Origin of the sequence: Stenotrophomonas sp. 1278, assembly GCF_029892765.1 — a bacterium.
GTDB lineage: Bacteria > Pseudomonadota > Gammaproteobacteria > Xanthomonadales > Xanthomonadaceae > Stenotrophomonas > Stenotrophomonas indicatrix.
The window spans coordinates 37769-51835 of record NZ_JARXWD010000026.1 but is presented as its reverse complement, the minus strand read 5'-3'; the positions used below and the strand labels follow the sequence as shown (position 1 = coordinate 51835).

General features: G+C 67.3%; 13 protein-coding genes. 11 read left to right on the top strand and 2 right to left on the bottom strand.

Features of this window, described 5'->3' with window-relative positions:
* The first annotated feature begins 224 nt into the window (after window positions 1-224).
* Entirely contained in the window at window positions 225-1001 is a 777-nt protein-coding gene (locus M2299_RS17595) for a lytic transglycosylase domain-containing protein (protein WP_033830232.1), read from the top strand.
* A 7-nt stretch (window positions 1002-1008) separates the two neighbouring features.
* Here the strand turns inward: M2299_RS17595 and M2299_RS17590 are convergent, their stop codons facing one another.
* On the bottom strand, window positions 1009-2532 hold the full coding sequence (locus tag M2299_RS17590; protein ID WP_223484550.1) for a hypothetical protein: 1524 nt from the start codon (window positions 2530-2532) through the stop codon (window positions 1009-1011).
* Between the two features lie 174 nt (window positions 2533-2706).
* On the opposite strand from M2299_RS17590, the gene M2299_RS17585 reads away from it, so the two are divergent.
* A complete protein-coding gene (locus M2299_RS17585) occupies window positions 2707-4788 on the top strand; it encodes an SMP-30/gluconolactonase/LRE family protein (protein ID WP_099782651.1) in 2082 nt (693 codons plus the stop codon).
* Here M2299_RS17585 and M2299_RS17580 read toward each other — a convergent pair.
* Entirely contained in the window at window positions 4766-5173 is a 408-nt protein-coding gene (locus tag M2299_RS17580; protein WP_049464203.1) for a YciI family protein, read from the bottom strand. The genes M2299_RS17585 and M2299_RS17580 overlap by 23 nt on opposite strands.
* A gap of 719 nt (window positions 5174-5892) precedes the next feature.
* On the opposite strand from M2299_RS17580, the gene M2299_RS17575 reads away from it, so the two are divergent.
* From M2299_RS17575 to M2299_RS17535, 9 genes are all read left to right on the top strand, one after another.
* Window positions 5893-6309 carry a YciI family protein gene (locus M2299_RS17575; RefSeq protein ID WP_099841820.1) on the top strand — a complete coding sequence of 139 codons (417 nt, stop codon included), beginning with the start codon at window positions 5893-5895 and terminating at the stop codon, window positions 6307-6309.
* A 39-nt stretch (window positions 6310-6348) separates the two neighbouring features.
* A complete protein-coding gene (locus M2299_RS17570; RefSeq protein WP_025878381.1) occupies window positions 6349-6771 on the top strand; it encodes a VOC family protein in 423 nt (140 codons plus the stop codon).
* Between the two features lie 37 nt (window positions 6772-6808).
* Complete coding sequence (locus tag M2299_RS17565) at window positions 6809-7219, top strand: VOC family protein (protein WP_025878382.1); 411 nt, start codon at window positions 6809-6811, stop codon at window positions 7217-7219.
* 24 nt (window positions 7220-7243) lie between these two features.
* Entirely contained in the window at window positions 7244-7600 is a 357-nt protein-coding gene (locus M2299_RS17560; protein ID WP_025878383.1) for a DUF1428 domain-containing protein, read from the top strand.
* Window positions 7601-7645: 45 nt separating this feature from the next.
* Window positions 7646-8908, top strand: coding sequence for a sigma-70 family RNA polymerase sigma factor (locus M2299_RS17555; protein ID WP_099782657.1), 1263 nt, complete (start codon window positions 7646-7648; stop codon window positions 8906-8908).
* A gap of 107 nt (window positions 8909-9015) precedes the next feature.
* Window positions 9016-10212 (top strand): hypothetical protein, encoded by a 1197-nt coding sequence (locus M2299_RS17550; protein ID WP_025878385.1) that lies wholly within the window; start codon window positions 9016-9018, stop codon window positions 10210-10212.
* Entirely contained in the window at window positions 10203-11303 is a 1101-nt protein-coding gene (locus M2299_RS17545; protein WP_280884752.1) for a hypothetical protein, read from the top strand. The genes M2299_RS17550 and M2299_RS17545 overlap by 10 nt, the downstream gene beginning before the upstream one ends.
* 134 nt (window positions 11304-11437) lie before the next feature.
* Complete coding sequence (locus M2299_RS17540; protein ID WP_025878387.1) at window positions 11438-12112, top strand: hypothetical protein; 675 nt, start codon at window positions 11438-11440, stop codon at window positions 12110-12112.
* A 16-nt stretch (window positions 12113-12128) separates the two neighbouring features.
* Window positions 12129-13775, top strand: coding sequence for a CsgG/HfaB family protein (locus tag M2299_RS17535; RefSeq protein ID WP_280884751.1), 1647 nt, complete (start codon window positions 12129-12131; stop codon window positions 13773-13775).
* Window positions 13776-14067 lie beyond the last annotated feature (292 nt).

Below are 14067 nucleotides of genomic sequence, written 5' to 3'. Positions count from 1 at the left end.
TGCGGGGGTGTCCGCGGCATGGATGCCGCGGCCAAGCCCCCAGGGATGGGTTTACGGCGTCCCCCGCAACCGGACCCACCCCGCCATCCCACGGATAGCCCGCTGTTGCTGTTGCCGTTGCCATTGCCGTTGCTGCGGCCGTTGCTTCTGCGGGTGCCGGGCGCCACCCGGCCGAACCCCCATTCACTCAGTGTTAGCGGCCGCAGCCGGATCATCCCGCCGCCATGTCCCTCCGTCCCGCCCTCGTCGCGCTGTTGCTGCTGTCTGGCCTGTGGCCAGGGCTGGCCGCTGCGCGCACGGTCTACCGCTGCGTGCAGGGCAACACCGTCAGCCTGGCCACCGCACCGGAGCCCGGCTCGCGCTGCACGCCGAAGGAGATCGAGGACAGCGCCGTGCAGACCCCCAACCTGTGGGGCAACATGGGCGTGTTCAGTGGCGTGCTGTACGAGCGCGAGCAGGACGGCAAGCTTGTCTACTCCACCCGCAACCTGCCTGGCTCGCGGGTGTTCCTGAAGTTCACCGTAGCCACACCGCCGGGCGAACCGGCGCATGAAGGCCTGGGCAAGGTCGGCAAGCCCCAGCTGGCCCAGCACGCAAAACAGTTCAAGGCGGCGGCCAAGGCCACCGGCGTGGACGATGCCTGGTTGCGGGCGATCGCCCACGCCGAAAGCAATTTCGACGCGCTGGCGGTGTCCAGCAAGGGCGCGCAGGGCGTGATGCAGCTGATGCCGGACACCGCGCTGGAATACGGCGTGCGCGACCCGTTCTCGCCGCAGCAGTCCATCGACGGCGGCGCCCGCTATATGCGCGCGCTGCTGCGTCGCTACAACGGCGACCGTCCGCTGGCAGCGGCGGCCTACAACGCCGGCATCGGTGCGGTGGCGCGCTACAAGGGCGTGCCACCGTATGCCGAAACCCTTGCCTACGTGGACAAGGTGATGGCCCTGTACACCCGCTATCGCGAGGCGATGGGCATCCGTATCGAAGTGCCGGCGAAATGACCGGCGATCAGCGCGATGTGGAAATGCTGTAGAGAGGGTAGCGCTCAATCCGGCCGACGCGGTTGATCGCGGCACGCACATCGGCACGCTGTTTCAGTTCGCGCCAGCGTTCGTCGGCCACCCGCTCCGCCGGCAGCGAGGGATACACGCGCATGTCCTGCAGGCTGAGCAGTGCGTCGGTGCGATCCTCTGCGGATTCCAGTTGGCTTATCAGCGCGGCTGCGGCGGCCTCCATGTCGCCTTCTTCAATCAGCAGCTCCATATGGATCTGGGGTGCGTCCTTGCGGTGGCCGACGATTTCCGCGCGCGCGGCCGCCGCTGCCGCCGGATCGTTGTTCTCGCGCGCATGCACGAAGGTCAGGTAGGCGCGCGCCGCCAGCCCGAAGGGCGACAGCCCGTCCATGCCGGCAAGCAGGGTGTCGCTCTCGCGTTCGTGGCCAGTGGCAGACAGCATGAAGGCCAGGTTCATGCGGTGCTCCGCCGCGTCCGGGCCAAGAGCACCGACCGCATCGGTCAGTCGTGCGGCCGCCACCGAGTCGTCGATGCGATCCAGCCGGCGCAGTGCCAGCGTGCGGTAGTCCAGCAGCCACGCCAGCCAGGTTGCCTCCTCACCCGCAGGACGCTGGCCGGCACTGACCATCCGCGCCATGTCATCGGTGAACTGCACGATCTGCTCGTTCTCGCCCACCATCAGCTGGATGAAGCCGAACGCAGCCAGCTTGGCATTCAAGCGGCGATCGAGCAGGCCCGACACGCGCAGGTCATCCAGCTTGCGCTGTGCCACCTGCTGCGGATCGAACCGCGGATCGCGGCGATCGACGTAGCGGTCGAAGCGCTTGTCGCTGCGCAATGCGATCACCTCCAACGGTGTATCGATGCGGGCAATCGTGGCAGCTGCCTCTGCGCTGCGGCCGTGCTCGACCTGCAATGTCGCCAGCACCAGCCAGAGGCCGGTGGGTTCAACGCCATCCCCCGTCCACTGGTTGTCGAACAGGCTCTTCAGCAGGGCCATGCGTTGAGCCGGCTGCGCACGCAGCGTGTACTGCAGGTAGCTGACGGTCTGCGTATCAACCTGCACGGGGGCATCTGCATGGGTGGCCGCTTGCAGCAGGTGTAGGGTTGCGGCGGCGGTGTTGTCCTCGGCCAGTTCCACCGATACCAGGGTGGCCAGCGTGGCCGGGTCGTTCGGCAGCGCGGTCAGTGCCTGCTGCAGGTAGCGGCGGGCAACGCCGGGGGCATCCTGCATCAACGCGGTGGCACCGGCGATCTGCGCGTTGCGCCCACGCACGGCGGGCTCGAGACGGGCGAACAACGGATCGTCCATCAGCCGTTCGAACGCGATCATGGCACCCAGCATGTTGCCGCTGCCGGCCATCATCAACGCCGACTCCCACCGTTGCTGGTAGGCGGAAAAGGGGGTATCCGCGATCTCCTGCGCTGGCGCCTCGGGATGGGGCTCGACGGCGTGTGCAGATGCTGCCGCCAGCACGGTGAGCAGCAGCGCGGCGAGAGGCAGGGTAGGTCGGGACATGACGGCATCCATCCTTGGAAAGTGCGTTGATTTGAATGCGAAGTGCGTTGATTTGAACCCGCAAAGGGCTGCCACCACAAGCACCCCCGCATTTGCAGCGGCGTGGCCTTGGCAGCCGGGAGTGCAGCGACTATCGTCTGACCCTCTTCACGGTCTGGCAGGCGAACAGGAACGATGGCACGGCGGCATTGGATGGCGGCAGGCGTAGTGGTGGCAACAGCGGTGGCGCTGGCGGCAACCTGGTGGGAGTTCCCGGCATCGGGCCCGACAGTAGCGAGCGGCCCGGCCGCCACGCCGCTGGGCTGGACCGCACAGATCGAGCTGCTGGCCGGCGACGGTCATCCGGGTAATCGCGATGGCGCCTCGGCGCAGGCACGCTTTGCCGACCCCTACGCGCTGCTGGCCAGTGCCGATGGCAGCGTCTACTTCACCGATGCCGGTGACAACAACCGTATTCGCCGCCGCCTGGCCGATGGCCGTATTGAAACGGTAGCGGGGCAGGGCGAGGGTCGTGTTGATGGGCCTGCCCTGCAGGCAAGTTTCAACACGCCTTCGGGTATTGCCGCCGATGCGCAGGGCAACCTGTATGTGGCCGACACCGGCAATCATGCGATCCGGCGCGTCAGTACCGATGGACAGGTGACGACGCTGGCCGGTGGCCAGCAAGGCTTCGCCGATGGTCCTGCCGCGCAGGCGCGCTTCGATGGGCCGATGGGCATCGCCGTGGATGCGCAGGGACAGGTCTATGTGGCTGATACCTGGAATGACCGCATCCGGGTGATCGGTACCGATGGCAACGTGCGTACGTTGGCCGGCGGCGACCGCCCGGGCTTCGCCGATGCGGTCGGCGCTGACGCTCGTTTCGATACACCGGTGGCGCTGGCCTTCGATGCGCACGGCGCACTGCTGGTGGCCGATCTGTTCAACAACGCAGTGCGTCGCGTCGGCACCGATGGCATGGTCAGCACCGTCGTTGGCCGCGGGGAGGTCATCAATGGCCCGCTGTCACTGGCCACCACGCATGACGGCGTGCTGTACGTGGGTGACCTGGATGGACGCATCGTGCAGGTGACCCCGCAGGGACATCAGCTGGCACTGCTGGGCAATGACCGCCTGCCACGCCTGGCGCGCCCGAGCGGTCTGGCGGTAGAGGCCGACGGCACCCTGCTGGTGGCCGATTCCGCGGCTTATCGCCTGCATCGCCTGCGCCCGTTGCCGGTGGGTGAACTGCCCGCACCGGCGCTGGTGGGCCCGGCCTCGGATGCGGCGCTGCCGGACAGTGGCGGACGCTGGCCACTGGCACCGCAGGATGGCTGGCACGAAGTGGTCGGCACACTCGGCGAGGTGCGCGGCACCTTCCAGGGTGAGAGCCGCCACCACCTGCACGGCGGCTTCGATGTGCGCGGCGATGTCGGCCAGACCGTACTGGCGATCGCCGAGGGCAAGATCAGCAGCCCGATTGCCGCCTGGAGCCTGGGCGGACAGGCCGAAGGCCTGGCCGTGGACCGGTTGAAGTACATCCACATGCGCGTCGGTCGTACGCCACGCGGCGAACCGTTCGACGCGCGCTGGCAGCCGCTGTACGCCGAAGACGGCACGCTGGAGCGGATCCGCGTGCGCCGTGGTACACGCATCCACGTCGGCGACCGCCTGGGCAGCATCAACAACCAGGCGCACGTGCACCTGGCCGTGGGCAATGGCGGTTTCGAGACCAATGCGGTGGCGCTGGGGTTCAAGGGCTATGCCGACCACTTCGCGCCGCGCATCACCGATGTGGCGCTGCTGGACGATAACGACCAGCCACTGGCCGCCGGCAGCGATGGCGTGGTGATGCTGGCCCGGCAGGGACGCGGCGTGCAGATCGTGGTGGAGGCCTGGGACCAGGTGGACAACAACCTGCCGCGTCGTCGGCTGGGGCCGTACCAGGTGGGCTACCAGATCCTCGATGCCGCCGGGCAGCCACTGCAGGGCTACGAGCAGCCGCGCTGGAACATCGTCTTCAACCGCATGCCACCGCAGAAGCAGGCGGTGAAAGTGGCTTACGCACCCGACAGCGGCATCACCGTGCATGGCAGCGCGGTCACCCGCTTCCGTTATCTGGTGACCAACACCGTGCGCGATGGGCTGATGGAAACCGGGCGCTGGCAGCCGGCGGCGTTGCCGCCGGGCGAGTACATCGTGCGTGCCAGTGCGCGCGACTACAGCGGCAACGAAGGCGTGGGCCCGCGCGACATCAGGGTACGGCTGCTGCCATAGCCGCGGCCGGGGCGCCGCAGCGTTCGCGCTCGGCGTCCATGTCTTCCAGCGGCCGCACCTCGATGCTGCCGAAGCGGGCCCACGGGAAGCCCTGGGCGATACGCATGGCCTCATCGCGGTCACGGGCCACGATCAGGTTGAAGCCGGCCAGCAGTTCGCGGGTTTCGGCGAAGGGGCCATCGAGTACCCGGCTGTGGCCATCGCGCACGCGCAGGGTCTGCGCCGATTCGATCGGCTGCAGTTTCTGCGCGGCCAGCAACGTGCCTTCGGCCTGCAGTTTGTCGGCATGGGCGAGGCAGTCGCGCATCAACGTATTGAAGTCGTCGATGGGCAGTGTGCGCAGCAGTGACGGGTCAATGTAGATCAGAAGCAGGTACTGCTGCATGGCGGAGTCCTGGCGGGGGCGGGGGGACCATGATCGCGCAGGTTTGCGCGGGGGCATGCTGCACTGCGAAAGGCAGAGCGGGAAGCGCGCCTTCGGCGGGGATCGGCGAACGGCGGGGCCCCTCCGTGGTGGAAGCACAAGCACAAGCATGAGCCATGGGATTGGCCGGGTGGGTAGGCGGGTCGGGGGACGCCGTGAACCCATCCCTGGGGGCTTGGCCGCGGCATCCATGCCGCGGACACCCCCGCCCCGCCTACCCACCCGGCCCTGGACAGTTTCCTGCGGCGTCCACCACGGAAAATCACAAACAAAGGCAAAAAGCGGGTCGCTTCGCTCGCAAAGCCGAGGCCGCCAGCCAACCGCCTTTGCTGTTGCTTCTGCCTTTTTTCCTGATCTTCCCGTGGTGGATCGGAGGCAGGAATCTGTCCGTGGCCGGGCGGGTGGGTTGCGCAGGGGCGTAAGCGCCATGGATGGCGCGCCCGAGCCTACAGGGACGTATTCACGGCGTCCCCTGCGCAGCCCACCCGCCCGGCCAACCCACAGAGATGCAGCTCTTCACGACCAACCAACCCCACCACGGAGGGGCCCCGCCGTTCGCCGATCCCCGCCGAAGGCGCGCTCTCCGCAGGAAAAATAATTCGCACGACGGTGTCGATCCTCGCGCCCCTGGTTCGTTGTAAGAGGGAAGGGCACGCACCCGCAGCCCAGCGGAGACCGCAATGAAAGTGATGGTGATCGTCAAAGCCAACGCCGATTCCGAAGCCGGGCGCATGCCCAGCGAACAGGAACTGGCCGCCATGGGCGCCTACAACGAACAACTGGTGGCCGCCGGCATCATGCTCGCCGGGGAAGGCCTGCATGCCACCCAGCGTGGCCGCCGCATTCATTTCGGCAGCGGCGCGCCGCAGGTCGAGACCGGCCCGTTCGGCCCGGCTGGCGAGCAGATCGCTGGGTTCTGGCTGTGGGAGGTGCGCTCGCTGGACGAGGCCACCGAATGGGCCAGCCGTGCGCCCTTCGGCGCGGGCGGTGCCCTCGAACTGCGCCCGCTGATCTCGGCCGAAGACTTCGGCGAAGCCTTCACCCCTGAATTACAGCAGCAGGAACAGCGTCTGCGTGAGCAGCTCGACCGTGCCTGAGCACGGCCGCGCATTCATCCCATCCTACGGAGCATTCCCATGAAACTGATTCCCTTCCTCGGCTTCAGCGGCCAGGCCCACGACGCAATGGCGTTCTACGCCAAGGCGCTTGGCGGCCAGGTCACGTCGGAGATGAAGTACCGCGACATGCCGCCGTCCGACGGCTCGCCGGGCTGCAATGAGATGCCGGCCGACACCCTCGACCATGTGGCCCACAGCCAGCTGGAGATCGGCGCGGCGATCCTGATGGCAGCCGATGGTCCCGGCGGCGGCGAGGGTGGTTCGACCACCATCAACGTCGACGTGGACAGCATCGAAGAAGCCGAGCGTGTTTTCGCGGCGCTGGCCGAGGGTGGCCAGGTGCAGATGCCGATCGCCGAAACCTTCTGGGCCCACCGCTGGGGCATGTTGACCGACCGCTACGGCAAGCCGTGGATGGTCAACTGCATGAAGCAGCCCTGATTTTCCTTTTCTCCATCCATCGCAGGGAACCGCACCGATGAGTACACCGCAACCGCAGATGATCTTCGTCAACCTGCCCGTGCAGGATCTGGAAAAAGCCAAGGCGTTCTTCGCCGCGTTGGGCTACAGCTTCAACCCGGCCTTCACCGACGAGAACGCCGCCTGCATGGTGGTCAGCGAGAGCATCTTCGTGATGCTGCTGGTCAAGCCGTTCTTCCAGCAGTTCACCACCAAGGGCATCGCCGATGCGCATGCGCAGACCGAGGTGATCACCTGCCTGTCGGCTGACAGCCGCAAGGCGGTGGACGCCATGGTGGACAAGGCGCTGGCCGCCGGTGCCAGCGAACCGCAGCCGGCGCGCGACTACGGCTTCATGTACCAGCGCGGCTTCCAGGACCTGGATGGGCATCTCTGGGAAATCGCACACATGGACGGCGAGCCGGGCTGAGCGGCCGCCGCAGGGAGAATCCCGATGGCTTACGTGGATGCTTACGTATTGCCGTGCCCGCAGGACAAGGTGGCGGCCTATCGCCGCCTTGCCCGCCAGGCCGGCGCAGTGTGGAAGGACCATGGCGCGCTGCAGTACATGGAATGCGTGGCCGATGACGTGCAACCCGGCAAATCGACCTCATTCCCGCAGGCGGTGAAGCTCAAGCCGGGCGAAACGGTGATCGTGGCCTTCGTGGTGTTCCGCACGCGTGCCGCGCGCGACCGCATCAACAAGAAGGTGATGGCCGACCCGCGGCTGGCGCATATCGGCCCGAAGGACATGCCGTTCGATACCAAGCGCATGTTCTGGGGCGGCTTCAAGCCGATCGTGGAAGCGTGAACGCCGGCGCTTGTGCGGGCCGGGCCCGCATGCTGTGATCGGCGCATGCACGAGCCCGCCCTGAGCCAGCGCCTGGACACCCTCTGGCGGATGGAATCGCCAGTGTTGATCGCGCGCCTGGCGCGCCTGCTCGGCGGCGATGTCGGTCGTGCCGAAGAGCTGGCCCAGGACACCTGGCTGGCCGCGCTGGAGCGTTGGCCGGTGCAGGGCATCCCGGACAATCCTGGAGCCTGGCTGATGACCACCGCGCGCAACCGTGCGATCGATGTGCTGCGCCAGCACCGTCGGGTGGCGCAGCAGCATGCGCAATGGGGAGAGGAACTGCATCCGGCCGCATTGCCCGCGCCCGACGACAGCCAGGCGCTGGAAGACGACATCGGCGATGACCTGCTGCGGCTGATGTTCGTGGCCTGCCATCCGGTGCTGCCTGCCGATGCGCGGGTGGCGCTGAGCCTGCGCCTGCTGGGCGGGCTGACCACGACCGAGATCGCCCGCGCGTTCCTGCAGCCGGAACCGACCATCGCCCAGCGCATCGTGCGTGCCAAGCGCACGTTGGCGCAGAAGAAGATCCCTTATGAAGTGCCCCGTGCCGATGCATTGCCGGCACGACTGGCCTCGGTGCTGGAGGCGATCTACCTGGTGTTCAACGAAGGCTATGCAGCCAGTGCGGGTGACGACTGGATGCGACCGGCGCTGTGCGCTGAGGCGCTGCGGCTGGCGCGCATCCTCGCCCATCGCATGCCGGCACCGCCGGTGCTGGGGCTGTTGGCGCTGATGGAACTGCAGGCCTCGCGCGCGGCGGCACGGGTGGATGCGCAGGGTGCGCCGATCCTGCTGGACCAGCAGAACCGGGCGCGCTGGGACTGGCTGCAGATCGAACGCGGCCAGCAGGCACTGGCGCGTGCGGTGTCGGCGGGTGGCGGCGATGACCCCTATGTGCTGCAGGCGCGGATCGCTTTCTGCCATGCCAGTGCGCGGCGTGCCGAAGACACCGACTGGGCGCGCATCGCTGCACTGTATGCACAACTGCTGCAGGTGATGCCATCGCCGGTGGTGGCATTGAACCGGGTGGTGGCGGTGTCGCGCAGCGAAGGCGCGTTCGCGGCATGGGCACTGTTGCAGCCGCTGCTGGATGAGCCACGCCTGCAGGGCTACGCACCGCTGATGGTGGTGCGGGGCGAACTGCTGCAGCAGCTGGGACGTGAGCAGGACGCGCGTGACGCATTCGCCTCGGCAGCGGCGCTGAGCCAGAACCAGGCAGAGCGGACCCTGTTGCGGCAACGGGCCGGCCTGCCGCAGGAAAATTGAAGCCGACAAGGTCAGCACTTGTCGGTTTGCCCCGGAGCGGCTATGTTTCGCGCCCAGCGGGCGTGTTCGCGCCTGTCATTCGTGTGTCGTGACCGAGGAGCGGTTGGATGTTTTCAAGGACGAAGAGCGCACCGCGCGCTTTTGCGCGCCTGCTTGCCTATGCCCTGTGCCTGGCCGTATGGCCGTTGGCCAGCCAGGCCGCAGACAAATCGCAGCAGGCCTACTGGGCCGGCTTTGCCTATACCGCTGACGCCGCCGCCGTACAGGCGACCACCCCGCATGCGCATGCCGTGCTGGAAAAGCGTGGCCTGATTCCGCTCAACCAGACCCTGGCACAGGCGCTCAAGCGCCGCGCACCGGCCAACCTGGAACTGATCGACCAGCCGGTGGCGATGCTCGACGGCACCACCAGCGCCGTGGTGCTGGCCGCTGCGCTGGACCGCGAGCTGGTATCGGTCGAACCGATCGGCGACCAGTACAAGGTGCTGGTGGAAGTGGCACTGCAGGCGCTGTTCTTCGATTTCCGCGAGCGCCAGGTGATCGCCTCCTATCCACTTACCCTGCAGCGCATCGACGTGCAGGAGTACCGCCCGGACAGCGACGATATCGATGCGATCGTCGCCGATCTGCTGTACGGCGGTGCCGATACCAGCCTGTCGCAGGTGCTGGCCACCACCCTGGCCCAGGCCAAGCTGCCGGAAGCGGCCACGCGTCGCCTGCAGGTGGGTGCGGTGACCTTGTCCGACGCCACGCTGGCCAAGCTGCCCGACCCGAAGTGGGCCGGGCCGCTGCGCGCCACGCTGGCCCATGAGCTGTCCAAGACGCTGTCGTCCAATACCGGTGTCGGCCTGCTGCCGCCGGCCTCGGGCCAGGCGATCGGCGGTGCCATGGCCGCACGCTTTGCCGACGGCAAGGTCTACCAGCTGAAGATTCCCGAGGCCGACTACGTCATCAGCCTGCAGGTGGATGCGCTGAAGAACGGCGTCATCAGTGAAACGCCGGCGATGAAGACGATGCTGTTCGGCGCGTTCTTCACCGCCAAGGTCACCGAGCCGTTCTCCGGCAAGGTGTACTTCGAACAGCCGCTGCGCAAGGGCGCCACCAAGGTGGTGCCGGTCACGCAGTGGCAGGTCGACCAGTGGTCGGCCAGCTACGAAACCCTGCTGGCCGGCTTCGATGCCTTCGCCGGCGCCGCCGCCAAGCGTGCCGATTCGCGCGCCTGGCTGGACGAGCAGAAGCCCGGCGGACGCCCGCTGCAGCAACAGACCCAAGCCCTCCAGGAGTTGATCAAATCATGTCGTTGATGCGTACCATCCTGCTCATCCTCATCGCCCTGGCGTTGGCCTCGCCGGTCGCCGCGCAGACCGCCAGCTCGCGCGGTACCGGTTCGGCCAGCTACAGCCTGCGCCTGAGTGCCGATACCCGTGCGCAGGCCCTGAACAAGGCCAAGGCCAATGCACTGGAGGCGTACATCGCCGAATCCGGTGCGGCCAAGCTGCGCCTGTTCGAATCGCGTCGCGCCGAGTTCCTCGGTGAAATCGACCGCTACGTGCTCAGCGCCGTGCAGCTGTCGGACAACGAAGACAAGAAGGCCAAGACCTACAGCGTCACCGTCCGCGCCGAAATCAACACCACCCTGCTGCAGACCAAGCTGGATGCCGGTTCGGCCGTGGCCGGTGCCACCGCTGCACAGCGCTCGCTGCTGACCTTCCTGTTCATGGCGCGCTCGCAGGACACCGTGCAGTCGTTCCAGGACAAGGAATACCGCCGCGTCGACGCCAGCAGCAGCTACAGCGAAAACACCCGTGAGGGCGACAGCTTCCGCGGCAACTCGGTCAGCACCAACGGCAGCATCAACCAGAACGGTTCGGTGTCGGTCACCAGCGGCGGCAGCACTACCGCCCGCAGCGACAACATCAGCTGGAAGGTGGCCAACGCCGCCGAAGTCAACACGGCCATGACCGGTGCCTTCAGCGCCGCCGGCTACGAAGTGGTTGAAGCCGAATACGTGGAAGGCGAGTCGCGCGGCCTGCTCAGCATCGAGCGCATCCGCAAGGACTTCAGCACCGGCAACGATCTCTCCGCGGCCACCCTGCGCGATACCGCCAACGGCATCCGTGCGGCGAACATCCCGTACATCGCCGTCGGTACCCTCGACGTCGGCATGCGCGACCGTGATCCGGCCAGCGGCAACACCCGCGTGTTCGTCACTGTCACCGGCAAGGTGCTGGACGTGACCGGTCGCTTCCCGCGCACCGTGTCGTCGGTGGGCCCGGTGCAGTTCTCCGGTACCGGCCCGAACGAAACCGTCGCCCGCACCAATGCACTGCAGCTGGCTGCCGAAAAGGCCGCCCAGCAGATGATCAACGAACTGAACGTCAAGGCGGTCCGCTGACGTTACCGCTGCGATCGCCGGGCATGGCCCGGCGCTACCGGCTCTGGTGGGTGCCGAGCGTGCTCGGCACCCACCCGCTGCTATCCCCGATCCCGCGCGCCGCATTGCGGCCGTCTCTCCCAAAGGACTCTTCCATGATCCGTAATACCGCTCTCGTCGTGGCCATCGCGGCCGCCACCCTGTCGATGCCGGCCCACGCCCAGTTCGGCAAGCTGAAGGACCTGGCCGGCGGCGCCACCGGCAGCTCCAGCAGCAGCGCCAGCGCTGCCGCCCCGGACGAAGCCGCGCAGGAAGCGCTGGTCCGTCGTTTCGTCAGCTCGCAGTCGCACTCGCTGCAGGCACAGACCTCCTTCGCCCGTGCCTTCGGCCTGGCCGAGCAGGTGCAGCTGCTGGAAGCCGAGCGCCAGGCGCTGTCGTCTGGTTCGGTGAACGTCGATGCGATGAAGAAGTCGGTGTCGGTCAGCGAAGCCGCCCAGGCCGCCATCGACGAGCGCCAGGCTGCACAGCCGGAACTGAACGCTGAATCCAAGCAGCACTACGCCGAAGGCCTGGTCTCGCTGCTGGCCTCGGCTGCCGAAGCACAGAAGTTGAGCGGCGAAGCCAGCGGCTTTGCGGCCGGCATGAAGAACCTGGGCGCCACCCAGATGGCCACCGTTGGCCGCAAGCTGGCCGCCGGTGCCTGGGTTGCCAAGGAATCGCCGGGCTTCATCAAGGGCCTGTACGGCTCGACCAAGTCGGCTGTGACCTTCGCCAAGAAGAGCAAGGTGAAGGTGCCGTCCAACGCCGATTCGATGCTGGATTCGCTCTGATACGAGGCAGCTCCGCATGCGTACGACGACTCGATTGATCGGCCTGGGTCTGGCAGCGGCCCTGCTGGCAGCCTGCGGCAAGCAGGATGCACCGGCAGAAACCGCTCCGGCCAAGGACAAGGCTGCCAGTGCACTGGCCAGCAATGCGCCGGTGCAGGAAGCGCCCCTGCGTGGCACGCCGGATTTCGGCGGCACCACCCAGGTCGCGCGTGAAGCCGACGGTATCGGCAGCACCCCGGAACTGGCGGTGCTGGCGGCATTGCAGTCGGCCGTGGCCCAGGTCAACGGCGTACGCGTGGCCAGCCAGATGCAGAGCCTGCGCGCAGGCCTGCATGTGGACGTGGACGGTGAACACGTCGGCGATATCCGCGCCGACGCGTTCTCCCAGCAGATGATTGCCGGCTCGCAGGGCGCGGTGCTGGGCTATGAAATCCTCTCGCAGGATGAAGTGAGCCAGCTCGACGAAGAAACCATCGCCCGCGTGCGCGCCAGCGACGAAGGCTGGAGCTTCAAGGGGTCGGCCTCGGCCAGCGCTTCCGGCGAAGCCTCCGCCAAGGGCGGCTCGGCGTCGGCCAGCGTCAAGGAGAACTACGAGGAGCAGGTCAAGGTAGACGCCAAGCGCGGTGCCAGCTCCTTCGATTCGGATGTCACCCGGCGCAGCATGCGCAGCTACTGGAAGGTGCGTGTCCGCGCGCAGATTGCCCAGTACCGCGCACCGGACGAAGAAGGCAAGCCGAAGATCGTGGTGGCCCTGCCGCGCACCAAGTCGGGCAGCTATGCCGTTGGCGATGGCCGGGTGAACGCCGACGAGGTCGCCCAGGCGATCCGCGCGCGGCTGTCCGACACGCTTACCCAGACCCAGCGTTTCATCGTGCTGGACCGCGAGTTCGGCGACGAACTGCAGGCCGAGATCGACCACATCAACAGTGGCAACGTGCGCCTGCAGGACACCGCGCGCGTTGGCCAGCAGCTGGCGACCGACCTGATCCTGATTCCGACGATCGAACGGTTCGAGTACCCGCGCAGCGTGCGCAACCTGCGCATGTCCGATCGCCAGGTGACCTCGTATTCCGGTGGCGGCCGCATCACCCTGCGCCTGGTCAATGCCACCACCGGCCAGGTGGTGATGTCCGACAGCTTCGACCACCAGCTGGCCTCGACCGGCCCGAGCACGCTGCCGCGCGTGGTCAATGGCCGCAGCATGGCCGCCTCGATGATGGACTCGCTGTCCGGGCAGATCGGCAGCACGATCGTCACCACGCTGTTCCCGGTGTCGGTGGTGTCCGTCGATGGCGACCAGGTAGTGCTGAGCCAGGGCGGTGACACCGTGCAGGTCGGCCAGCGCTGGCAGGCCGTGCGCCTGGGCGAAGAGCTGAAGGACCCGCAGACCGGCCGTTCGCTCGGCCGCAGCGAGCATCCGTGCTGCACCATCCGCATCGACCGCGTTGCCACGCAGACGTCCTACGGCACCCTGGAAGAGGGCGTCGACGCGATGCGCGGTGGTTTCCGCCCCGGCCAGATCGAACTGCGCCAGAAGCTGGGCAGCAAGCCCAAGGCCGCCGCCGGCGCAACCGCATCGGCCGCCCCGGCCGCCGCAGCGCGCCCGGCCAGCAAGCCCAAGCCCAAGCCCGCCGCCGCCCCGGCCGAAGACCCGAACTGGTAAGACACCTCGGTAATGCACAGATGGGGTCAGAGCTCTTTCCCACCGGGAAAGGGATCTGACCCCTTCTTGTTGCGTGTCGACCAAGGTCGATACCTACCAACAGCATCACAGAACGCCGTTCCGACAGATCGCAGAAATCTGTCCAAGGCGGGGAGGGTCTGGTTGCGGGGGTGTCCGCTGCATGGATGCCGCGGCCAAGCCCCCAAGGATGGGTTTACGGCCTCCCCCGCAGCCGGACGCTCAGCGCCATCCCACGGAATGCAGCTTCTGCTGTTGCTGTTGAGGTTGCCGG